This is a genomic window from Streptomyces sp. NPDC002574 (assembly GCF_042889545.1).
Classification (GTDB): domain Bacteria; phylum Actinomycetota; class Actinomycetes; order Streptomycetales; family Streptomycetaceae; genus Actinacidiphila.
Genome location: NZ_JBIARB010000008.1, coordinates 359,035 through 379,434, shown reverse-complemented (window position 1 = coordinate 379,434; position 20,400 = coordinate 359,035). Strand labels below are relative to the sequence as shown.

Here is a 20,400-nt window from a genome sequence, read left to right as displayed (position 1 = left end):
CTCCTCCGTTCGTCGGAAAGCCGTGACCCCCGCGCCGATCGGCACGAGGATGCGCGGGGCCCTGTTCGCGGGCGCGGTGAGTGTGCTCATCCGGTGAACCTGCCCGGGCCGTGGCCGTTCACCGCGCTCAGGTGGGTGCCGCGCGGTGCGGCCACGCCCACCAGGGCGATGTCGTCGTGCGGCCGGTCGGCCAGCCACTGGGTGGTGCGCGTCTCGACGTGTTCCACCAGCGCGTCCACCGGCATGCCCACGCAGCCGGCCACGGTGTGCTTCAGGCGCTCGGAGCCGAAGAACTCGCGGCCCGTCGCCCCGCCCCGGGCCTCGGTGACGCCGTCCGAGTACATCAGGCAGCTCTCGCCCGGGTGCAGCACGGTCGTGTACGTCGTCGCCTGGACGTCGGGCACCGCGCCGATCAGCGTCCCGGTGGTCGCCGCCTCCTCCACCTCGCCCGAGGTCCGCAGGATCAGCGGGGCCGGGTGGCCGCCCGCGGTGAGCCGCAGGCGCACCTGGCCATGGCCGAGCGGCATGATCCCGGCCAGCACCACAGTGGCGAAGCGGGCGTGCGCGGTGTCGAGCAGGGCGTGGTTGAGCAGTGTCAGCAGCCGCACGTGGTCGTTCTCCACCAGGCGCAGCGCGCTGAGGGTGTTGCGGATCCTGCCGGTCAGGACCGCGGCCTCGAGGCCTTTGCCGCACACGTCGCCGAGCACCACCGTGCTCTCCTCGTCCGGCTCCCGGGCCGGGTACGCGTCGTAGAAGTCGCCGCCGACGCGCAGTGCCTCGCCGGCCGGCCGGTAGGAGCCCGCGACCTCGGTCCCCGTGATGGGCTCCAGTCGCGGCGGGAGCAGGTTCTCCTGCAGCACGGCGGCGCTGCGCGCCTGCTCGGTGTAGAGGACGGAGGCGGAGATCGCGGCGCCGGCGCGGGCCGCGAAGGCCCGGGCGAGGGTCTGCTCGTCGGCGTTGAACGCACCGCCGCCGCGGCGCACGAGGACGAGCGCCCCCGCCGGGACGCCGTTGCCGGGCAGCGGTGCGACCAGCAGCGGGCCGGGCTCGCCGAAGCCCGCCGGGACCAGCCAGTCCGGTGCCCGTCCGGGGTCCCTCCGGTGGGGCGGCGGGGTCGGGAGGCCGGCCAGGGCCTCGGTGAGTCCGGGGACCTCGGCGGGGTCGGCGGTCAGGGCGTGCTCCTCGACCCCGGCCCGGCCCGCGAGCGCGCGGGTGAGCCGCAGCCGGCCCCGTTCGGGCGGGACGACGACCACGGCGGCGTCCGCCAGCCGGCCGGCCGCGAGCTCCGCGGTGGCCGCGACGCACGTGCCGAGGTTCAGCGAGGACAGCAGCCGGGCGGAGGCCTCGGCCAGGAAGCGTGTGCGGTCATGGACCAGGAGCACTTCGCGGTCGGCGGCCCGGGTGTCCGTGACCTCGCTGAGGTACCAGGCGTGATGACCGCCCGGCAGCGCCGCCCGGCGCGCCGTCACCTGCCGTTCCCCCACACGGCCGTGGGCGTCCGGCGCCCCGGAGCCGTCGGCCGCCGCCAGCCAGCCGGGGGCGGTGGAGGCGAGCAGCCGGCCGGCGGCGATCTCCGGGTCCCAGGACGTGATGAGGGCGTTGACGGCCCGCACCACGCCGCGGCGGTCGCACACCACGACGGCGGTCTCGGTCAGGGACTCGATCAGCGCGCGCAGCACCCGCTGCCCGATCCGGGCGGAGGTGTCCCGACCCGCCGGTCGGGCCACTGGTGAGCGTGGGGGCGGAAGTGAAGTCACAGTGGGGTACGAGCGCAACCCGGGCCCTGCGGAGCGGCGGGGTTCGCTCTGCTCACCCTCTCGTACCTTGACGTCGATGAGCCGGGGAAACATTTGCTCTGCGGCAAGAGTCTTCCCCATGCGGAGGCGCCCGGGCAAGCTCCTACCAGCGGTTCACTCCCAGTCGAGGCACAGGACGAGCGCGTCGTCCTCGGCGTCCGGCACCGCGCGGTAGCCGGGCAGCTCGCGCAGGACGGCCCGCGGTACATCGGTCGGCGGCACCAGCCGGGTGGCCAGTATCGCCCGCGCCAGGGCCTGTTCGCCGTACGTCTCACCGGACGGGGAAGCGGTGGCGTACACCCCGTCGCTGACGATGACGAGCCGGTCGCCGGAGCGCACCTCGAACCGCTGGACGACGTACGGGGTGTCCTCGAACATGCCCAGGGGCAACTGCGGTTCGAAGGGGACGGGCTCCACCGCTCCGGCGCGCAGCCGGTACACGCGCGGCGACCCGGCGTCGACCACGTCGACCGTGCCCGTGGCCCGCTCGAACCGCATCAGCAGTACCGATACGTAACTCTCGCCCCGGTAGCGGGCGTAGACCGCCTGGTCGGCCAGGACGGCCTGGTCGGCGAGCGGGACGCCGGCGCGCCGGGCGTTGCGCAGCGCGTTGACGGTGAGGCTGGTCAGCAGGGCCGCGTCGATGCCCTGGCCCATGCCGTTGGTGACGGTCAGCGTCAGGTCGTCCGCGGACGCCGACCAGTCGAAGTTGTCGCCGTGGATGTCGTACGCGGGCTCCAGCTGGGCGCCGAGCGCGTACCCGGGACGGGCGAGCGAGTGCCCGGGCAGCAACTGCCACTGGATCTCGGCGGCGAGGGTGAGGCGGTCGCGGCGGCGGGCTCGCAGGTACAGGTCGGTGTCGCGGTCGGCGACCAGGATGTGGTGGCCCAGCATCTCGGCGATCTCGCCGAGGTCCGCGACCGTCCCGGCGCCGTCGCCGGTGTCGTCGGTGTCGTGCGGCCGGTGTTCCGCCGCGAACCCGACGCCCAGCACGCCGATGCGGTCGCCGCGCACGCTGATCGGCAGGTACAGCAGCACACCGTCGGCGACGGCCTCGGTGACCGGTTCCTGTGCCCCGAACGCCCGGCCCGCCGGTGTGCCGGCGATGCGTACGGGGTCGTCGGCACCGGCCCGGACGCCCACCGGCTGGAGCACGGTCTGGCCGTAGTCGGCCAGCAGGACGTCCACCGATCGCGCCCCGTAGTGCTGCCGCAGGACGCGGCGGACGGCGTCGGGGAGGGCATGGGGAGCGGAGGCGCGCAGGGCGCGCTCGGCGGAGTGGAGAGCGAGGGTGTTCACCGGTTCGCTGGGGTCCTTCTGGGAGGAGGGAAGGGTCGGTTACGGTGGCAGGGCCGAGGGGAGCCGCGATGTGTACCCCTATATCCGTTTCCTGCCCGCTCCGGGCCCGAGACACGACGCCCAGGAGATGACCTTGTCCGCGAGTCGCCCGACCGACCGGGACGTCGCCGCCGAGGCGTCGTCGATGGTCGAGGCGCTGGAGGTGCTCTGGGGCCGGGGCCGGGACGCGGGGGATCCGCCCGTTCCGCCCTCGCAGCTGCGCCTTCTGTTCGCGCTGGAGGGCAACGAGGGCGTCAACCTGCGCACCTTGTGCGACGTGCTCGGCGCCGCGCCGCCGGCGATGAGCCGGCTCTGCGACCGCCTGCAGGCTGTGGGATACCTCACGCGGGACATCAGCCCGACCTCGCGCCGGGAGGTACGGCTGTGGCTCACCCCCCGCGGGGCCGGGCTCCTCACCGACCTGCGTGAACGCCGTGAGCGGGAACTCGCCGCCGTCGTGGCCGCGATGCCCGAGCGGTCCCGGCGCGCCCTGCTGGAGGGGCTGGCGGCCTTCCGCAACGCGGCGGCCTCCACGGGGCTTGCCGCCGCCCCCGCCGTGACGGAGGGACGGAGCCACAGCGCATAGGTGCGCACGGCATCCTCACTTCTTGAACGGGCTGTTCCCGACCCGGGTGTGCTCCGTGTATCTGTTGCACGGTATTACTGTTGCCAAACGGCAATGATCGAAGATGATCTGCAGTGTCGCAAAGGGCGCCCGGCCAGGGTGTCCTTCGCGTACGATCCCATCGCCCCGCACGGGGCACCGCTGGTGGGTGGGGAGACGATGTGGAAGGCAACACCCTGACTCCGCCTGGGGGGTTGATCCCCAGACCGGGTGACAGCACGAGCCGGCGGCTCGCCGTGCTCCTGGTCGAGGACGACGCCGGCGACGCGCTCCTGGTCGAGGAGCTGGTCGCCGACAGCGGCGTGCCGGTCGACCTGCGGTGGGTGCGCTCGCTCGCCGAGGCCGGCGACGCCCTCCGCGCCCTCCCCGCCGACTGCGTCCTGCTGGACCTGCACCTCCCGGACGGCCAGGGTCTGGCCGCCCTCGGCAGGGCCCTGGCCCTCACCCAGCGGGCGGCGGTCGTGGTGCTCACCGGCCTGGCCGAGGAGCGCACGGGGCTCGCGGCGGTGTCCGCCGGTGCCCAGGACTACCTGGTCAAGGGGCGCGTGGAGCCGGAGCTGCTCGGTCGTGCGCTGCGGTACGCCGTGGAGCGCAAGCAGTCCGAACGCGCCGCCGTCGCCCTGCGCGCCAGCCAGATGCGCGCCGAGGAGAACGCCCGGCTCGAACGCGGTCTGCTCCCGCTGCCGATGCTGCGCACCAAGGACGTCACCGTCACCGCGCGCTACCGTCCCGGCCGCGCCGACGCCCTGCTGGGCGGCGACTTCTTCGACGTCGTGGAGACCGCGGAGGGCGTCGTCCACGCGGTCATCGGCGACGTCTCCGGCCACGGCCCCGACGAGGCCGCGCTCGGCGTGGGACTGCGCATCGCCTGGCGCACCCTCGTCCTCAGCGGCGTCCAGGGCGAACGCCAGCTGTCGCTGCTGGAAGAGGTGCTGGTCGCCGAACGCGCGGCGCCCGAGATCTTCGCCACCGCCACGGTGCTCACCCTCAGCCCGGACCGCGGCAGCGCGTCGGTCTGGCGGGCCGGCCACCACGGCCTGCTCAGCAGCACGGCGGAGGGCGAGGTCGAGTACGCCGAGCCGCCCGGCGGCCCGGCCCTCGGCATGGTCCCCGGTGCCGGGAAATGGCCCCAGGGCCGGCTCGAGCTGCGCCCCGGACAGGCCCTCACCCTCTTCACCGACGGCCTGTTCGAGGGCCGCACCGGCAGCGGGCGGCTCGGCGAGGCCGGACTGCTCGCGCTGGCCAGGGAGCACGCCGCGCTGACGGCGCCGGAGTTCGTCGACACCCTCATCGACCGGGCCGAGTCGCTCGCTGCCGGACACGGCGGCTTCGACGACGACGTCGCGGTCGTCCGCCTCGACTGGGACCTCACGTCATGACCACCACGCGGCTCACGCAGGCGGGCCGGATCGCCCTCGCCCCCGCCGCCCTCGTCGTGGTGGTGGGCGCCGTCGCCGGCCTCGCCCACCACCAGCCCCCGCGTGCCGCGGCCGCGGGCCACCCGGCCGGGTACACCGTCGCCACCGGCAACCCCGCCCCCGCGCCCGCCCTGATCCCCCGGGCCGTGCGCCAGGGGGCCGCGCCCGGCCGCGCCCCCGGGTCCGCCGTTCCGCCCCGGACCACGGCCGCCGCCCTGGACGACCGTGCCGGGATCACCGTGCCGTACTGGGCCGTCGCCGCCGTACTGGCCGTCTTCCTGCTCGCCGCGGCGGGCCTCGCCGTGCTCGTGCACCGCAGGGCGCTGCGGCAGCTCACCCCGCTGCGCGAGGCCCTGCGCGCACTGGAGGGGTCCCGCCGGTCCGCCGACGCCGAACTGGCGGAGTCCCGGTACCGGGAGGAACAGCTGCGCGGCGCCGGCAGCGAGTTGCAGCAGTTCGCCTACGTCGCCTCGCACGACCTGCGGGAGCCGCTGCGCAAGGTCATCTCGTTCTGCCAGCTGCTGGAGAAGCGCTACGGCGACCGCCTCGACGAGCGGGGCCTGCAGTACATCGCGTACGCGGTCGACGGCGCCAAGCGCATGCAGGTGCTCCTGGGCGACCTGCTCGCGTTCGCGCGCTCGGGCCGGCCCGACGACGGCGATGTCGAGGTCGCGCTGGACGAGTCGCTGGACCAGGCACTGGCCAACCTCGCCGGGCCGATCGAGGAGTGCGGCGCCGGCGTGGAGCGGCCGCCGGTCCTGCCCCGCACGATCGGCGACCCGACGCTGCTGACGATGCTCTGGCAGAACCTGCTCGGCAACGCGGTCGCCTTCCGTTCCCAGGACCGCGCACCGCGCATCGCCATCACCTCGGACGGGCCGGACGAGGACGGCCTGCTCGGCTTCGCCGTCACCGACAACGGCGTCGGCGTGCCTGCGGCCTACGCCGAGAAGGTCTTCGGTGTCGTGCCGCGCCCGCGCGAGGGGGAGCCCCGGGGCGACGGCAACGGTATCGGTCTGGCACTCTGCAAGAAGATCGTGGAGCACCACGGCGGCCGGATCTGGCTCGACCCCGCGCCGCGCGAGGGCACCCGCATCCGCTTCACCCTGCCCGCCGCCGCGCGGCCCGCCCCATTGGAGGAGTGACGCCTTGACCGTGCCGCCCCAGCCAGAACCGATCGTCGTCCTCCTGGTCGAGGACGACGCGGGCGACGAGCTGATGACCCGTGAGGCCTTCGAGGAGCACAAGATCCGCAACGTGCTGCACGTCGTCCGCGACGGCGAGGAGGCGCTGGACTTCCTCCACCGCCGCGGGCAGCACGCGGACGCACCCCGGCCGGGCCTGATCCTGCTCGACCTCAACCTGCCGCGCTACGACGGCCGCGAGGTGCTGGCCGACGTCAAGGCCGACGCCTCGCTGTGCGACATCCCGGTGGTCGTCCTCACCACGTCCGAGGCGGAGGAGGACATCGTGCGCAGCTACAAGCTGCACGCCAACGCCTATGTCACCAAGCCCGTCGACTTCGAGCGGTTCATCGAGGTCGTGCGGCAGATCGACGACTTCTTCGTCACCGTGGTGAAGCTGCCGGGGCGCTGACCCGTCGCCGGCCGGTGCCGGTAGGTGCCGGCGTCGCTCAGACGTCGCGCCAGCGCGCCATGGCGCCGGAGAAGAGGCCGAACAGGACCAGGCCCACGGCGACCGCCGCCAGCAGCCAGGGACCGGCGGGGGTCTCGCGGAACGTCCGCAGGGTGTCGTCCAGCCCCTTGGCCTGCCCGGGGTCGAAGCGCACCGCGGCGATGACGGCGAAGCAGCCCGCGGCGGCGAACACCACCCCGCGGCTCGTGCCCCCGCCCACACCCAGGGCCTCGACCACCTTGCGGGTCCGCGGCGACATGGCGCCGGTGCGCAGGTGCTTGCGGAAGCGGCGCATGATCGCCCGCACGGCGATCCAGCCGCCCGCACCGACCAGGACCAGACCCGCCGCGCCGACCAGCCAGCGGCCCATCGGCCAGCCCAGCACCTCGGCCGTGACGTCCTTGGAGGCCTGGTCGCTCGAACCCCCGGACCCGCTGCCGGAGGCGCCCGATCCACCGGACCCGCCGCCGGAGCCCCCGTTCACCGCGAAGGTCGCCACGGAGTAGGTGACGAAGCCGTAGAAGACCGCGCGGGCCCCCGACTGCACCCGCTTGGACACCTTGCCGCCGTCCGGCCCGGCCGCCCCGAAGGCCGCCTCGGACAGCCGCCACAGTGTCATCCCGGCCAGTCCCGCCGTCAGGGCCCAGACCAGGAAGCCGCCGAGGGGCTGAGCCGCCAGCTCGGCCACCGCGCCGCCGCGGTCGGCCTGCTGCGAGGAACCGTCGAAGGCGATCCGCAGGGCGAGTACGCCGGTCAGTACGTAGATGACCCCACGGGCCGTCAGTCCCGCGCGGGCGCCCGCCCGGATCGCGCGCCGCCCCCCGCTGCCGGGCCGCACCGCGGCGGCTGTCCCCGTCGTGTCCATGGCCGGACCTCCCTGCGCTGGGCGTGTGTACCTGGGCCCCCGGCCGTCGGCTGCCCCGTACCGGGCCGGTGAAACAGCGGGGCGCGGCGCCGACGGACGCCGGCCCGCGTGGAGTCGCCGGTCCGGGGTATCCGGGTGGATGCGGACAGACATGCGAACGGGGAGCGAGGGTTGGGGTAGGGATGGAGATTTCGAGCATCATCAGCGCGATCGTGATCGGCCTGATCATCGGGCTGCTGGGACGCCTGCTGGCGCCCGGCCGGCAGCCGATCGGGCTGCTGTGGACGATCGTCGTGGGCATCGTCGCCGCGTTCGTCGGCAGTGCCATCGCGGCGGGACTCGGGGTCGCGGACACCGAGGGAGTCGACTGGATCGAGTGGCTGATCCAGATCGCCCTCGCGGCCGTCGGTGTCACGGCACTGGCCAGGACCCGGCTGGGGCGCTGACGCGCTGACGCAACGACACGACGGTCCGGCCGCCCCACGAGGGGGCGGCCGGACCGTCGTGTGCGGATCGAACTCACATCACGTCGAGCAGGCTCGGGTCGAACAGCGAACGGTTGCTGACCCCCTGGCCGCCGGCGAGCTGGCCGCCCGCCAGCTGGCCGGCAGGCCCCTGGCCGACCGCGGCCTGGTTGTCCTTGTCGGGGAACCCGCCGACGCCACCGACACCGCCGATGCCGCCGATGCCGCCGCCGAAGTTGCCGCCTCCGCCGCCGAAGTTGCCTCCGCCGCCGAAGTGGCCGCCTCCGCCGTGGCCGCCGTGGTGCCGGCCGCACCTGCAGTGGTGCCGGCCGTGGCCGCCGCGCCCGTCGCGGCAACCGCGGTCGTCCCCGCGCCCGCCGAGTCGGTCGCCCCGGTCGCCACGCCCGCCGCGTCCTCCGTCGCGTCCGTCGCCTCGGTCGTCCCCGCGATCGCAGCGTCCGTCGCCTCGGTCGTCCCCGCGCCCGTCGCGCCCGTCGCGCCCGTCGCGCCCGTCGCGTCCGCCGCGCCCGTCGCCTCGGTCGTCGTCGCGGCCGCCGCGGTTGTCCCCGCGGCCGTCGCGTCCGTCGCCTCGGTCGTCCCCGCGCCCGTCGCGCCCGTCGCGTCCGTCGCCTCGGTCGTCGCCGCGACCGCCGCGTCCGCCGTCGTCGTCGCGGCCGAAGTCGTCGCCGCGGCCGTCCTCGTCCCGTTCGTCCCCTCGGCGGTCGTCGCCGAAGCGGTTGTCGTCGTCACCCCGATCCCGGTCGTCCTGTGCGACGGACGGGACCGCCGCCGGGCGGGCCGGGGTGGTGGCGGCCTGGGCCGAGGCCGGCCACGCGAGTGCCGCGGCCGCCAGGCAGGCGGCGGCGGTGCCGCGGAGAAGGTACTTCTTCGCCATCGGTCGTCCCAATCTGATGAGATGTTACATAGCTTAGCGAAACGCATATTAAGCACATATCGCCCGAAGTCGCGCGCAGAGGAACCGGGAGGCAGCGATGTCCGAGACCGCGGACGGGGACGGGGCACGGGGCCGGGACGAGACGGAGGACGAACGCGCGGACCGGATGTGGGGTGAGCTGATCCAGGAGGTGCGGGTCGCCCAGACCGGTGTCCAGATCCTGTTCGGCTTCCTGCTCACCGTGGTCTTCACCCCGCTCTACCAGCGGCTGGGCACGGTGGAGCACACCGTCTACATCGTCACCGTCGTGCTCGGCTCGGCGGCGACGGGAGCTCTGATCGGCCCGGTGTCCTTCCACCGCATCGTCACCGGCCGGCGGATCAAGCCGGAGAGCGTGCGTTGGGCCTCGCGGCTGACGTTCGCCGGGCTCGTGCTCCTGCTGGCCACGATGACCTCGGCGCTGCTGCTCGTCCTGCGGGTGGCGAGCCACGACGACTACGTCCCCTACCTCGTGGCGGGGGTACTCGTCTGGTACCTGGCCTGCTGGTACGGGCTGCCGCTGTGGGCGCGTATCGGTCACGCCAAGGGGGACTGAGGGCGCGGGAAGGGCGCGGGCACGAGGAAAGCCGCCGCGATTCGCGGCGGCTTTCCTCCGTACGGGTGACGCGGGGTCAGACGTGCAGGACCCGGTCCACCAGCTCGCGGTAGCCCTGCAGGGCGACCCGCAGCTTCTCGGTGTCGGTCCCGTCCTGGCCGCCGTCCCAGCCCGCGCGCAGCGCGTGGCGCCGGCCCTTGAGCTCCTGGACGAGACGCTCGGTGGCCTCCTCCAGGACCTGGTCGGCCTCCTCCACCGCGTGCCGCGGCTCGTCGACGAAGCCGCCGACCGCCTGCTGGAGCCGGCGGTGCAGCTTGTCGGTGTCCTCGGCCGTCGCCTTGGGGGCACCCGGCTCCCGAGGGGTGTGCGGGGCCCGCGCCGGACGCTCCGGCTGGGCGGTGGGAACGCGCCGCGCCTGCTCCGCGGGCTCCCGCGGGTCGGTGGACTCGTGCGGGTCGGCGGTCCGAGCCGGTGTCACGGGGCCGCGCTCGGCGGCGGATTCGCTCACGGGTCCGGGCTGCGCGGGCCGCGTGGGCTGTGAGTGCCGCTCGGGGCGGTCGGCGGGGCGGTCGGTGCCGGGCGTGACGTCATTGCTCTTGACGTCGATCTTCTCGTCGGTCGTCTCGTCGGTCCTGGTCTTGTCGTCGTGGCCGGTCTGGTTCATGGGGTTCATCGATTACTCCCGGACGGCAGATGCGGACGGCGGGGGCCCCGGCGTCCGGTGGCGGTGTCGCCATCGGTGCCGGTCCCGCTCTCGGTCTCGGTCTCGGACGGGGTGTCACCGGTCGGGACGTCGGCCCGCTCGCCGGTGTCGTGCCGGCCCCGCACGGCGTTCCGGGGCTCCTTGCCCCCCGCGACGAGGTCGTCGAACAGTGCGCGGGCTTCCAGCAGCCGGGCGCGCAGGTCCTCGGTGTCCGTCGTGGGGCGGTCACCGTTCTGGTGCTCGGTACGGGCGGCGCCGCGCAGGTCGCGGTACGCCTGCAGGTGGCGCGGGCGGTGCACCGACAGCGCGTCGATCTGCTCGCCGGAGTCGGCCGCCGGGAAGCCGCGCTCGCGCGCCAGCCGGTCCAGCAGGCCGGCCGCCTCGCGCACCGACTCGGCGGGGGAGTCCACGAACCGCTCCTGCAGGGCCGCCCACTCGGCCCGGTACTCCTCGGTGCGGCGGGCCTCCAGCGGGCGCTGCGTCAGGTGCCCGTGGCGGTCGACGCGTTCCTGCAGCTCCTTGTCGGCGGCGGCCGTGTCGCCGTCGTGCCGGGCGAGCGTACGTTCGTATTCGGGGCCGAAGCGACGCCTCAGATGTCCGGACCCCGGCCCACGGCGCGTCATGTACAGCGCCGCGGCGGCGATCAGGACTACGAGGACGACCGCCCCGATGATGATGCCCGTGGTCATGGTGTGCCTCCTGGGGACCCATGGGGTCCTCGAATGGGATCTGACCTTGTTTCGGGTCCCTTGTCGTGTCTACGGTGCGTGTATCCGCGATCCGTCTCTCCACGCACATGCCCGGGGGGAGGCGCCCCGGAAGGGAGGCGGGATGGAGTGGCGCGCGCGTTCAGCGCGGCAGTACGACCTGGATGACCTTGCCGCCCTGGGCGAGCAGGGTGACGCGGATGTCCTGTGCCAGCCGGCGCACCAGGCGCCAGCCGTAGCCGCCGGGCAGGAAGCCGCCCTCCGTCTGCGGTGTCACGGGCAGCCGGGAACTGCGGTCGCCGACCGAGACGCGGATGCCGTCCGGCCCGGGCAGCACCTCGAAGCGGGCGATGCCGTCGCCGTAGCGGAACGCGTTGGTGACGAGTTCGGAGACCACCAGCAGGCAGTCCTCGACCCGTTCCGGATCGATCCCGGTCAGGCGGGCCCGGGCCATGTCGCGGGCCTCGCCGATGGACGCGGGAAGGGCCCCGCCGCTGCGTGCGGTGGTGGGCACCTGTCCTTCGTCATCCGTTTGAAGGCTGTACACGTACGATCACCCCGTAGGCCTCACTGGTCCCTGTGTGTCTGCCCGGCCGTGCCGGTCCTACGCGATCCGGTGGACAGATTTACGTCACCCCGGAATTGGGGGGCATGCTCGGTGCGGGACCGGGTACCCGAACGGCAGCACACGGGAACACGTCGTACGACGGGTTGAGGAGGAGCTGTGATCGCGGACGTCAGCAGGACGAGCGCCGGGGCCGGGGTGGAGAAGGCCGTCGTGGACGGACTGCCGCAGATCAGCGACCCGCGCAGTGTCGCGCCCTCGGACGCACGGGCCCTGTCGAAGCTCTTCCTCGAGCGGCTGACAGTCCTCGAGGAGGGCACGCCGGACCACCAGTACGCGCGGAACACCCTCATCGAGATGAACATGTCGCTGGTCCGGTTCGCGGCGCGGCGCTTCCGCGACCGCGGCGACGACATGGACGACATCGTGCAGGTCGGCACGATCGGCCTGATCAAGGCGATCGACCGCTTCGACATCTCGCGCGAGGTGGAGTTCACCACCTTCGCCGTCCCCTACATCGTCGGGGAGATCAAGCGCTTCTTCCGTGACACCACGTGGGCCGTGCACGTGCCGCGCCGGCTGCAGGAGCGCCGGGTCGAACTGGCGCGCGCCCGGGACGAGCTGTCCTCCCGCCTCGGCCGGGCCCCGAAGGTCGCCGAACTGGCGGCGCTGATGGACCTCAGTGAGCAGGAGGTCGTCGAGGCGCAGGTCGCGTCCAACGGCTACACCGCCTCGTCCCTCGACGCGGCGCTCACCACGGACGACGGCGACGAGGGCGAGACCGCGCTCGCCGACTTCATCGGCGCACCCGATCCCGGCATGGAACTGATAGAGGATCTGCGTTCGCTGGCCCCGCTGGTGATCGAGCTCAGTGAGCGCGACCGGCGACTGCTCCACCTGAGGTACGTGGAGGAGCTGACGCAGGCCCAGATCGGCGAGATCATGGGCTGCACCCAGATGCACGTCTCCCGCCTGCTGTCGCGCACCATCGCGCGACTGCGCGCCGGGATGCTCCAGGACGCTTCCGCCCGCTGACGCCGCCCCCCACGACGGTGCCCGCGCCCCCGCCGGGGCGCGGGCACCGTCGTGCCCGGCCTACGATGCGCGGGTGACCCCTCACGATCGCGCGTCGAGCCGCCTGTACCGTCCGCTGGTGCGGATGACGCCGCGGGACCCGCACGAGGCGCACCGGGTCGCCACCCCGCTGGAGCTGCTGTTCGACCTCTGCTTCGTGGTGGCGGTGGCCCAGGCGGGCGGCCGGCTCGTGCACTCCGTCGCCGAGGGCCATCCGGTGCACGGGATCGCCGGCTACTGCTTCGTCTTCTTCGCGATCTGGTGGGCCTGGGTCAACTTCGCCTGGTTCGCCTCGGCCTACGACTGCGACGACGTGCTCTACCGCGCCGCGACCTTCGTCCAGATCGCCGGTGTCCTGGTGCTGGCGGCCGGTGTCCCGCGCGCCTTCGACAGCCGTGACTTCGGCGTGGTCGTCGCCGGCTACATCATCATGCGCGTCGCCCTGACGCTCCAGTGGCTGCGCGCGGCACGCTCGGCGACCGGTGCGGCCCGGACCGCGGCCCTGCGGTACGCGGCGGGTCTCGTGGTCGTGCAGTGCGGATGGCTGCTGTGGCTGCTGCTGCCCCAGTCGATGTGGGCGTGGGGGTACGCACTCCTGATCGTCGCGGACCTGTCGGTCCCGATGTTCGCCGAGCACGCGCAGCGCACCAACTGGCACGCCCACCACATCGCCGAGCGGTACGGCCTGTTCACCATCATCGTGCTCGGCGAGACGGTCGCCGCGGCGACGGTGGCGGTGCAGTCCTCGTTCGACGAGTCCGCGGGGCCGGCCGAGTTGCTGCCGGTGGCCGCGGGCGGTCTGCTCATCGTCTTCGCGGCGTACTGGATCTACTTCGCCGTCCCCGCGCACGAGCACCTGACCACCAGGGTGCGGGCGTTCCTGTGGGGATACGGCCACTACTTCGTCTTCGGCTCCGCCGCGGCCATCGGCGCCGGCCTCGAAGTGGTGGTCGAGCAGCAGGCGCACAAGGCGCACCTCTCGCAGACGGCCGCCGCGGCCGCCGTCACGCTGCCGACCGCGCTGTTCCTCGTCATGGTCTGGCTGATCCACTCCAGGTCCGCCGACCAGGGTGTCGCCGAGCGCCTGATCCTGCCCGTCTGTGCGCTGCTGGTGCTGGCGAGCACCTTCTGCGGCGGCTGGGCGGTACCGGTCGCCGGCCTGTGCATGGCGGCGGCGGTCGCCGTGGGAGTGGCGCTGCCCACCCGGCGCGCGGCATCAGGGTGAACACGCCGGAGGGCGCCCCGCGCTGCGGCGGGGCGCCCCTGTGCCGTCAGGCCTGCGCCGGACGTGCGTCACCGCGTCAACGGCAGGTCAGGGGAAGGAGACCACATTGGACGGTACGGTCGAGGTCCCCGAGGTCGCGCTGCCCGTGCTGTTGATGACGTGGTCGTACTGGCCCATGCCACCCAGGGAGACCACCAGGACGTCGTGCATCTTGACCCCGGCCTTCACCGGGACCTCGAAGCCGTGGTCCATGCGGATCGTCGGATCGGTGGTGAAGTTGCAGTAGCTGCCCACGCCCCAGGCCTCGTGGGTGGTGACGGAGTCGTCCACCTTGTAGGCGGCCCAGCCCTTCGTGGCGCCGTTCTGGATCGAGGCCTGGTTGGGGGCGTCGTAGGCGATCTCGTTCTGGTAGAAGATCGTCCTGCCGTTCTGGCCGCTCCACTGGACGTCGTACTTCTTGAAGTGCTCGACGAACAGACCGGTGGCCAGGACGTCGTCGCCGTTCACCCGCAGCCCGTAGTCGGCCGCGTTGGTGTCCCAGCCCACGCCGGCCCCGTGGTCGGCGCGCCAGATCCAGGTGTGGTCGATGATGGTGTCGTCGCTGTTGACCTCCATGCTGGTGGTCGCCTTGCCCGGGCCGGCGCCGCCGATCCGGATGAAGACGTCCTGCACGGTGGTCGGGTTGGCGGCGTGGTCGGCGGCCGCGCCCTGCGGGCCGACCTGCAGCAGGACCGGGGAGTTGACCGGGCCCGCGTCGATGAGGAAGCCGGCCAGCTTCACCCCGTCCACGTCGGCGACCTTCATCGCGGTGACGCCGTTGTCGGGAATGATCGTCGCGAGGCCGAGGCCGAGTACGACGGTGTTGGCACGGTTGACGTTGATCGTCTGGTCGACGTGGTAAATGCCCGGGGTGAAGAGCAGATTGAGGCCCTGGGCGAGCGCGGCGTTGATGGTCGCGGCGGTGGCGCCCGGCTTGACCACGTAGAACTGGCTCAGCGGGATCGAGGAACCCTGCGGCGCGCTGGCGCCCCACGTGGTGCCGCGGGCGTTGGTGCGCTTGGCCGGTACGAAGACCTTGTAGTCGCTGCCGTCGAGGTAGAGGAAGGGCTTCTCACGGGAGACGGGGGTGGTGTCGAGCGTGGTGTACGGCGGGTTGGGGAAGCTCTGCGCGGGAGCGCCCTGGACGCCGGAGAAGACCATGTTCCACACGCCGTTGGTCCAGCCGCCGACCGAGCTGTCGCGGGTGTACCACTGCTGCTGCGAGTACGGGCCCACCGTGCCGTCGATCTTGCTGTCGGCGATGTAGCCGCCGCTCGCCCAGCCGTAGCCGTTGGGCGCGAGGTTCAGGCCGCCCCTGACGTGCATGCGGCGGAACGGCGCGGCCTGGGCGACGGCCCAGCGGTCGGTGCCGTTCACCGGGTTGAGCGCGAGGTTCTCGGCCGAGCGCCAGAAGTTCTGGGTGGCGTTGCCGTTGAACCAGCCGGCGTCCACGGTCACGTCGCCGTTGAAGTTCGTGTCGTCGGGGGAGAGGCCGAGACCGGCGATCGAGGTGTAGAAGCCGATGTTGGCGTTGATGTTGTTGTACGTGCCCGGCTTGAAGAGCAGCGCGTAGCGGCCGGTGCCGAACTGCGCCGACTCCTGCTGCTGGAAGATCTGGTCCAGCTTGGCCTGGATGTTCGGCGTCGAGGGGTCGAAGACCAGGACGTTGGGGCCGAGGTCGCCACCGCCGGGGATCTGCGGGCCGGTGCCGCCGTCGGTGGTGTGCACGGCGAACTCCCAGAGCGAGTAGCCGTACTGGGTGTGCCGGGCCGTGCCGTTCATGCGCACGTAGCGGCCGGTGCCGCTGATCGCGCGGGTCTCGGTGCCGCCGGCGCCGGTGGTGGTGGAGGCGACGGTGGTCCAGTCGGTGCCGTTGGGCGAGATCTGGATCTGGTACGCACTGGCGTAGGCGGCCTCCCAGGTGAGCACGACCTCGCAGAGGGTCTGCGAACTGCCGAGGTCGACCTGGAGCCACTGCGGATCGCTGAAGGCGCTGGACCAGCGGGTGCCGGCGTTGCCGTCGACCGCGTTGGAGGCGGCCGTGCCCGCGTTCTCGGTGGAGGAGGCGGTGGCGGTCTTGCCCTGGGCGACGTTGGCGGTGCCGCAGGCGGCGGCGTGGGCCCTGGCCAGCGGGCCGGCCGGGACGGCGATCAGGGCGAGCAGGACGGACAACAGGGCTATCAGCCCTAAGTGTCTGCGGTGGGCGTCGTTGACGTGGGGTCTCATCGGAACTCCTGTCTCGGCCACGCGACTTAATTCAGGGCGTGAGTTAAGACGTGAGGGAAGTCGCGGTCAAGTGGTCCGACAGGAACTGTTTCCGGCGGGTCAAGGGATGGTCATGGCCGTCAGGACCCCGAACGGTCAGTGACCTGCGGGGAGTCCGTTTCGTTCGCTTGTTGAACACGAGGCGGGTCTTCAGCGTCGGCAGGGCGTCCCGGCCTTGATCCTGACGTGAACTCTTGACGGTTCCGGCTCCGCTGAGTCGACTCCCGGCCCGGCAACCGGCACCGCTTCCGGTGCCGGTCGCCCCCGCGTCACCGCCCCACCCGCACGCCGGAGGCGCACGGTCCACCACTCGAACTAATGATCTTCACGCGTTACACTCCGCGGGTGTCCGAACTCCGCACACTCGCCCTCGGGCTCCGGCAGGCGATCCTCGACTGTCCCGATCCCGGTCTGGTCTCCCTGGAGCGCTTCCCCTACGGCTCCTGCGGCGACGCCTCGATCCTCCTCGGCGAGTACCTCCACGAGAACGGGCTCGGCGTGTGGACGTACGTCAGCGCCTGGGAGAGCGGTGCCTCCCACGCGTGGATCGAGAAGAACGGACTGCGCGTCGACATCACCGCCGACCAGTTCGACGGAGTCGACGTCCCCGTGATCATCGCCTCGGGAGGCGGTTGGCACGACCGCTTCTCGGTCGACCACTCCGCCTCCCACGGCGCCCTCATCGCCGTCCGGGAGGAGTACGCCCGCGCCGAACTGCGCGCCGCCTACGACCGGCTGACCTGTTTCATCCGGCAGGCGACGCCACGAGTCGACGCATGACGGCGGGGTCCAGCGCCGGGTTCGCCGCGGCGTGATGGGCCAGTTCCCCGTCCTCGAGGAGCTGGGCCGACCGGGCCGGCGGAAGGTTCGGGTGGCGTGCCGCGGCGGCCCGCACGCGGGGGTCGGGGTCGAGGGTGAGCCGGTCCACCGTCTTCGCGGGGGTCCGCGGATCCCGGCCGGCCAGCGCGCGGACCGCCGGGTCCTCGTGGCCGGCGTACCGGGCCAGCCCGGCGGTGGGGAAGTCGCCCCGGTCGAGCAGGTGTTCGCGTCCGGGGCCGGTGTACTCCAGGAAACTGCGCAGCAGCAGGGCGGCCGGTGCCTCCGGGTGGTTCTGCGCGAGCAGGACGCGGACGCCGAGGTCGTCGTCGGTGGCAAGGCGCTCCACCAGGTCGGACGGCAGGAAGCGGTCCCCGGCGGCCCGCCGGCGCCGCATCGGGTGGCCGGACAGGGCGTCGTGCCGCAACGCGCCGGGGTCCCCGGGCACCCTCGGCTGCGTCCACGGGACGAACGAGTCGTCCAGGGGGACCTCGTAGTCGATGGCCGCACACTCGGCGTCGGTCAGTGTGGGGTCCATGGACGCCGCGAGCCGCACCCGGGGATCGGGATCGGTGGCGAACGTCCGGCGCTCGTCGCGTGCGAGGTCCGAGCGGTGGGCGATTCTCTCCCGGACCGACGGGTCGGGATCCGCTCCGAGCGCGCGGCGCCACCGCTGCGGGAGCCGGGAGTGGCCCGCGACCCGCCGGCGGACCTCGGCGTCCGGATCGGCGGAGAGCAGCGCCACCACGTCCGCGGGAAGCGTGGGGTTGCGCGCGATCATGGCGCGTTCGTCCCCTGCGGCCGGCGCGGTGAGCACGCTCTCGACGACCTTCCGGCCGAGGGCGCCGTGGAGGAGCAGGTGAGTGCGGGCGTGGCAGCTTCGTGCCGGCAGCTCCCGCTCCACCCACTCGGGGTCCTCGTGGCGCAGACGGTCGCGCGCCCTCTTCCGGACCGCATCGTCGGGATCCGCGAGCAGCGCCTGCCTGGCGTCCTCGGGAACCCCACGCCAACCGATGCCCATGAGCCGGACCTTGGGGTCCGGATGGGAGAGCGCCGCCCACATGAAGGCGGTGGACACCTGGCGGGAGGACAAGCCGCCCAGGATGTCGTCGTCGTAGGTACGGATCATGTGGAGGACGGCCCAGTCCGGCAGCGGCGCGGGGGTCGTGTGCGGCGGCAGCGCGGGACCGTCGGCCAGCAGGGCCCGCACGAACCACTCCGGGTCGTCGATCAGCCGCACGCGCCGGGCCGGATCGACGTGCGGATTGCGCGCGAAGCGGCCGCGTACGGACCGGTCCTGATGGGCGATCACGGCCTCGACGACGGTGTCCGGCAGCGGCCGGTCCTCGCACAGCGTCATGCGGGCCACCTTCGGCCCGTCGGCCAGCAGGCGCAGCAACACGTCGTCGGGGGCGGCGGGATTGAGCGCGAGCCCGGCGAGTCTGCGCTCGCCGAGGTCGGTGGTGGCGGCGATCCGGTGTGACGCGATCATGCGGTGGGCGGCCTTTCGTGCCGGGTCGGGTACCGTTTCTGCGCACCCCTCGGGGGTAGACGCGGACGAGGGAGGCAGCCATGGGTGATTGGTCCACGACAGTGCTGGTCATCGCGGGGGTGGCGGTCGCGGCCATGCTCGCGGTCGCCGTGGTGCTGGTGGTGAAGATGGCACGGGTCCGGAGCCTGCTGCGCAGCGCCGACGTCCCGCGCTCGGGCAAGCTCGCCTTCTGGGCCGCGCTGGTCTACCTGGTGTGCCCGGTGGACCTGCTGCCCGACCCGATCCTCATCGACGACATCGGGGTGCTGCTGCTGGCCCTGCGGTCGCTCAAGAGCGCCGCGGACCAGCAACTGCCCGCCCACTTCGCGAAGTCCCGGAAGTCGCTGGGCTGACGGCCGCCGGCCGCCGGCCCGGGTCCTCTGCTCCCGGTTCAGCTCCGGGCGGCGGCGTCGCCCGGTCCGGAGTTCCCCAGGGCGACCGGCAGGCACACGGTGAAGCGCGTGTCGCCGGGGGAGGACTCCACGCGGATGTCGCCGTGGTGCTTGTTGACCACGATGCGGTAGGAGATGTCGAGGCCGAGCCCGGTGCCCTCGCCGACCGGTTTCGTGGTGAAGAACGGCTCGAAGATCCGTGGCCGGATGTCGTCGGGGATGCCGGGCCCCGTGTCGCCGATCTCGACGAGCAGCCGGTCCGTCCCGTCCCAGTGGGTGCGGATGCTGAGGGTGCCCGAACCGGCCATCGCGTCCAGGGAGTTGACGATGAGATTGGTCCACACCTGGTTGAGCTCCGCGCCGTAGGCCTGGATCTGCGGCAGCGTGCGGTCGTACTCCTTGACCACCTGCACCCCGCCGGGGATCTTCGCGTGGAGCATCGTCAGCGTGGCGTCCAGCAGCGCGTGCACGTCCACGGTCTGCTGCGGTGCGCGGTCCAGCTGCGAGTACTGCTTCGCGGCGCCGACCAGCCCGGAGATCCGGGTGACGGCGTCGTCGATCTCACCCATGAGCAGTTCGGTGTCGAGGGTGTACGACAGCCAGCGCACCGACGCCTCCAGGCGCTCCTCGCCGACCGTCTCCACCACGCTGTCGAGCCACTCGATGTCCACCCCTCCCGCGATCAGCGTCGAGGCGATCTCCCAGGAGCCGTTGACGCCGTGGTCGTCGAGCCAGTCCGTCAGCTCGTCCTCCGCGTCCGACGCCTGGAGGGCCGACAGCTCCGGTGCCGACGCCAGGCGCTTGATCGCGGCGTCCTGGAGCTCGACCAGTTCGTGCAACTGCCGGGTGTCGAGCCGGCCGTCCGCGATGAGGGCCAGCTTGTGCCGCATACCGGCGACCCGGTCGCGCAGCGCGGAGGTCGCGCGCACCGCGGCCGCCGCCGGGTTGTTCAGCTCGTGCGTCAGGCCCGCGGAGAGCGAGCCCAGCGCCAGCAGGCGCTCGCGCTCGCCCATGATCGTGTTCTGCTGGCGGACGCCGAAGAACAGCCCCTCCAGCAGGTGCACCGCCATCGGGAACCACTTGCGCATCGCCCCGGCGAACTCGTCCGCCGGGAGCACGAAGAACTCGCTGTCGACGATGGCCCGCATCGAGTTGGGGTACATCTGATCCACCCGGTCCCCGAGGTACGCCTGCGTCGCGCCCGCGTACACCCCGCGCTGGTCCGTGCGGTTGACCTCCACCTCGTCGCCGTGGAGCATCCGGGTCAGCGCCACGGTGCCGCTCAGCAGGATGTAGAAGCAGGTCGCCGGCTCGCCCTCGGAGTAGACGTTGGTGCCGCCGGCCGTCCGCTCCACACAGCCCTGCTCGGCCAGCCAGTCCAGTTGCTTGTCCCCGAGCGACTCGAACAGGAACAGGGTCTTCAGCTGCTCCGGCGCGAGCCGGTCCGACATG

General features: G+C 72.9%; 20 protein-coding genes. 10 read left to right on the top strand and 10 right to left on the bottom strand.

All coding sequences use genetic code 11. The features are described from left to right. Positions 1-86: 86 nt before the first annotated feature. Positions 87-1,727, bottom strand: coding sequence for a SpoIIE family protein phosphatase (locus ACFYXS_RS21840; protein WP_389250569.1), 1,641 nt, complete (start codon positions 1,725-1,727; stop codon positions 87-89). A 183-nt stretch (positions 1,728-1,910) separates the two neighbouring features. Beyond that, a complete protein-coding gene (locus tag ACFYXS_RS21835; RefSeq protein ID WP_389250567.1) occupies positions 1,911-3,095 on the bottom strand; it encodes a PP2C family protein-serine/threonine phosphatase in 1,185 nt (394 codons plus the stop codon). A 127-nt stretch (positions 3,096-3,222) separates the two neighbouring features. Here ACFYXS_RS21835 and ACFYXS_RS21830 point away from each other — a divergent pair, with 127 nt between their 5' ends. From ACFYXS_RS21830 to ACFYXS_RS21815, 4 genes are all read left to right on the top strand, one after another. Then, positions 3,223-3,720, top strand: a complete 498-nt coding sequence (locus ACFYXS_RS21830) for a MarR family winged helix-turn-helix transcriptional regulator (protein ID WP_389250565.1) — start codon at positions 3,223-3,225, stop codon at positions 3,718-3,720. Positions 3,721-3,953: 233 nt separating this feature from the next. After that, on the top strand, positions 3,954-5,138 hold the full coding sequence (locus ACFYXS_RS21825; protein WP_389250563.1) for a PP2C family protein-serine/threonine phosphatase: 1,185 nt from the start codon (positions 3,954-3,956) through the stop codon (positions 5,136-5,138). Further along, positions 5,135-6,322: an ATP-binding protein gene (locus ACFYXS_RS21820; protein ID WP_389250561.1), complete on the top strand. Its 1,188-nt coding sequence runs from the start codon at positions 5,135-5,137 to the stop codon at positions 6,320-6,322. The genes ACFYXS_RS21825 and ACFYXS_RS21820 overlap by 4 nt, the downstream gene beginning before the upstream one ends. 4 nt (positions 6,323-6,326) lie before the next feature. Continuing rightward, entirely contained in the window at positions 6,327-6,773 is a 447-nt protein-coding gene (locus ACFYXS_RS21815; protein WP_319665948.1) for a response regulator, read from the top strand. 37 nt (positions 6,774-6,810) lie between these two features. On the opposite strand, the gene ACFYXS_RS21810 is transcribed toward ACFYXS_RS21815, so the two are convergent. Further along, complete coding sequence (locus ACFYXS_RS21810) at positions 6,811-7,677, bottom strand: DUF1206 domain-containing protein (protein ID WP_389250558.1); 867 nt, start codon at positions 7,675-7,677, stop codon at positions 6,811-6,813. Positions 7,678-7,859: 182 nt separating this feature from the next. On the opposite strand from ACFYXS_RS21810, the gene ACFYXS_RS21805 reads away from it, so the two are divergent. Next, entirely contained in the window at positions 7,860-8,123 is a 264-nt protein-coding gene (locus tag ACFYXS_RS21805; RefSeq protein WP_389250556.1) for a GlsB/YeaQ/YmgE family stress response membrane protein, read from the top strand. A gap of 73 nt (positions 8,124-8,196) precedes the next feature. On the opposite strand, the gene ACFYXS_RS21800 is transcribed toward ACFYXS_RS21805, so the two are convergent. After that, on the bottom strand, positions 8,197-9,036 hold the full coding sequence (locus ACFYXS_RS21800) for a hypothetical protein (RefSeq protein WP_389250554.1): 840 nt from the start codon (positions 9,034-9,036) through the stop codon (positions 8,197-8,199). A 97-nt stretch (positions 9,037-9,133) separates the two neighbouring features. On the opposite strand from ACFYXS_RS21800, the gene ACFYXS_RS21795 reads away from it, so the two are divergent. Beyond that, complete coding sequence (locus ACFYXS_RS21795) at positions 9,134-9,631, top strand: DUF6328 family protein (protein WP_389250552.1); 498 nt, start codon at positions 9,134-9,136, stop codon at positions 9,629-9,631. Between the two features lie 76 nt (positions 9,632-9,707). Here the strand turns inward: ACFYXS_RS21795 and ACFYXS_RS21790 are convergent, their stop codons facing one another. The 3 genes from ACFYXS_RS21790 to ACFYXS_RS21780 form a co-directional block, all read right to left on the bottom strand. Then, positions 9,708-10,304, bottom strand: coding sequence for a hypothetical protein (locus tag ACFYXS_RS21790; RefSeq protein ID WP_389250550.1), 597 nt, complete (start codon positions 10,302-10,304; stop codon positions 9,708-9,710). Beyond that, on the bottom strand, positions 10,301-11,023 hold the full coding sequence (locus tag ACFYXS_RS21785) for a hypothetical protein (RefSeq protein WP_389250548.1): 723 nt from the start codon (positions 11,021-11,023) through the stop codon (positions 10,301-10,303). Before ACFYXS_RS21785 ends, ACFYXS_RS21790 begins: the two co-directional genes overlap by 4 nt. Before the next feature lie 160 nt (positions 11,024-11,183). After that, positions 11,184-11,555, bottom strand: a complete 372-nt coding sequence (locus ACFYXS_RS21780) for an ATP-binding protein (protein WP_389250546.1) — start codon at positions 11,553-11,555, stop codon at positions 11,184-11,186. 213 nt (positions 11,556-11,768) lie between these two features. On the opposite strand from ACFYXS_RS21780, the gene ACFYXS_RS21775 reads away from it, so the two are divergent. Further along, positions 11,769-12,641, top strand: a complete 873-nt coding sequence (locus ACFYXS_RS21775; RefSeq protein ID WP_389250855.1) for a SigB/SigF/SigG family RNA polymerase sigma factor — start codon at positions 11,769-11,771, stop codon at positions 12,639-12,641. A 124-nt stretch (positions 12,642-12,765) separates the two neighbouring features. Next, a complete protein-coding gene (locus ACFYXS_RS21770) occupies positions 12,766-13,905 on the top strand; it encodes a low temperature requirement protein A (RefSeq protein ID WP_389250853.1) in 1,140 nt (379 codons plus the stop codon). Positions 13,906-13,992: 87 nt separating this feature from the next. On the opposite strand, the gene ACFYXS_RS21765 is transcribed toward ACFYXS_RS21770, so the two are convergent. Beyond that, complete coding sequence (locus tag ACFYXS_RS21765; RefSeq protein ID WP_389250544.1) at positions 13,993-16,170, bottom strand: discoidin domain-containing protein; 2,178 nt, start codon at positions 16,168-16,170, stop codon at positions 13,993-13,995. Between the two features lie 384 nt (positions 16,171-16,554). Here ACFYXS_RS21765 and ACFYXS_RS21760 point away from each other — a divergent pair, with 384 nt between their 5' ends. Continuing rightward, entirely contained in the window at positions 16,555-16,989 is a 435-nt protein-coding gene (locus ACFYXS_RS21760) for a hypothetical protein (protein ID WP_389250542.1), read from the top strand. Here the strand turns inward: ACFYXS_RS21760 and ACFYXS_RS21755 are convergent. Continuing rightward, a complete protein-coding gene (locus tag ACFYXS_RS21755; RefSeq protein ID WP_389250540.1) occupies positions 16,955-18,517 on the bottom strand; it encodes a hypothetical protein in 1,563 nt (520 codons plus the stop codon). The genes ACFYXS_RS21760 and ACFYXS_RS21755 overlap by 35 nt on opposite strands. An 80-nt stretch (positions 18,518-18,597) precedes the next feature. Between ACFYXS_RS21755 and ACFYXS_RS21750 the strand changes: the two genes are divergently transcribed. Continuing rightward, a complete protein-coding gene (locus tag ACFYXS_RS21750; protein WP_389250538.1) occupies positions 18,598-18,909 on the top strand; it encodes a YkvA family protein in 312 nt (103 codons plus the stop codon). Between the two features lie 38 nt (positions 18,910-18,947). Here ACFYXS_RS21750 and ACFYXS_RS21745 read toward each other — a convergent pair whose 3' ends face one another. Then, on the bottom strand, positions 18,948-20,399 hold the full coding sequence (locus ACFYXS_RS21745) for an ATP-binding protein (protein WP_389250851.1): 1,452 nt from the start codon (positions 20,397-20,399) through the stop codon (positions 18,948-18,950). Between the last annotated feature and the right edge of the window lies 1 nt (position 20,400).

Coding starts and splice junctions, on each gene's coding strand:
- ACFYXS_RS21830 (WP_389250565.1), top strand. CDS start 3,223: ATGACCTTGTCCGCGAGTCGCCCGACCGACCGGGACGTCGCCGCCGAG.
- ACFYXS_RS21820 (WP_389250561.1), top strand. CDS start 5,135: ATGACCACCACGCGGCTCACGCAGGCGGGCCGGATCGCCCTCGCCCCC.
- ACFYXS_RS21810 (WP_389250558.1), bottom strand. CDS start 7,677: ATGGACACGACGGGGACAGCCGCCGCGGTGCGGCCCGGCAGCGGGGGG.
- ACFYXS_RS21805 (WP_389250556.1), top strand. CDS start 7,860: ATGGAGATTTCGAGCATCATCAGCGCGATCGTGATCGGCCTGATCATC.
- ACFYXS_RS21800 (WP_389250554.1), bottom strand. CDS start 9,036: ATGGCGAAGAAGTACCTTCTCCGCGGCACCGCCGCCGCCTGCCTGGCG.
- ACFYXS_RS21795 (WP_389250552.1), top strand. CDS start 9,134: ATGTCCGAGACCGCGGACGGGGACGGGGCACGGGGCCGGGACGAGACG.
- ACFYXS_RS21790 (WP_389250550.1), bottom strand. CDS start 10,304: ATGAACCCCATGAACCAGACCGGCCACGACGACAAGACCAGGACCGAC.
- ACFYXS_RS21785 (WP_389250548.1), bottom strand. CDS start 11,023: ATGACCACGGGCATCATCATCGGGGCGGTCGTCCTCGTAGTCCTGATC.
- ACFYXS_RS21770 (WP_389250853.1), top strand. CDS start 12,766: ATGACGCCGCGGGACCCGCACGAGGCGCACCGGGTCGCCACCCCGCTG.
- ACFYXS_RS21765 (WP_389250544.1), bottom strand. CDS start 16,170: ATGAGACCCCACGTCAACGACGCCCACCGCAGACACTTAGGGCTGATA.
- ACFYXS_RS21755 (WP_389250540.1), bottom strand. CDS start 18,517: ATGATCGCGTCACACCGGATCGCCGCCACCACCGACCTCGGCGAGCGC.
- ACFYXS_RS21750 (WP_389250538.1), top strand. CDS start 18,598: ATGGGTGATTGGTCCACGACAGTGCTGGTCATCGCGGGGGTGGCGGTC.
- ACFYXS_RS21745 (WP_389250851.1), bottom strand. CDS start 20,399: ATGTCGGACCGGCTCGCGCCGGAGCAGCTGAAGACCCTGTTCCTGTTC.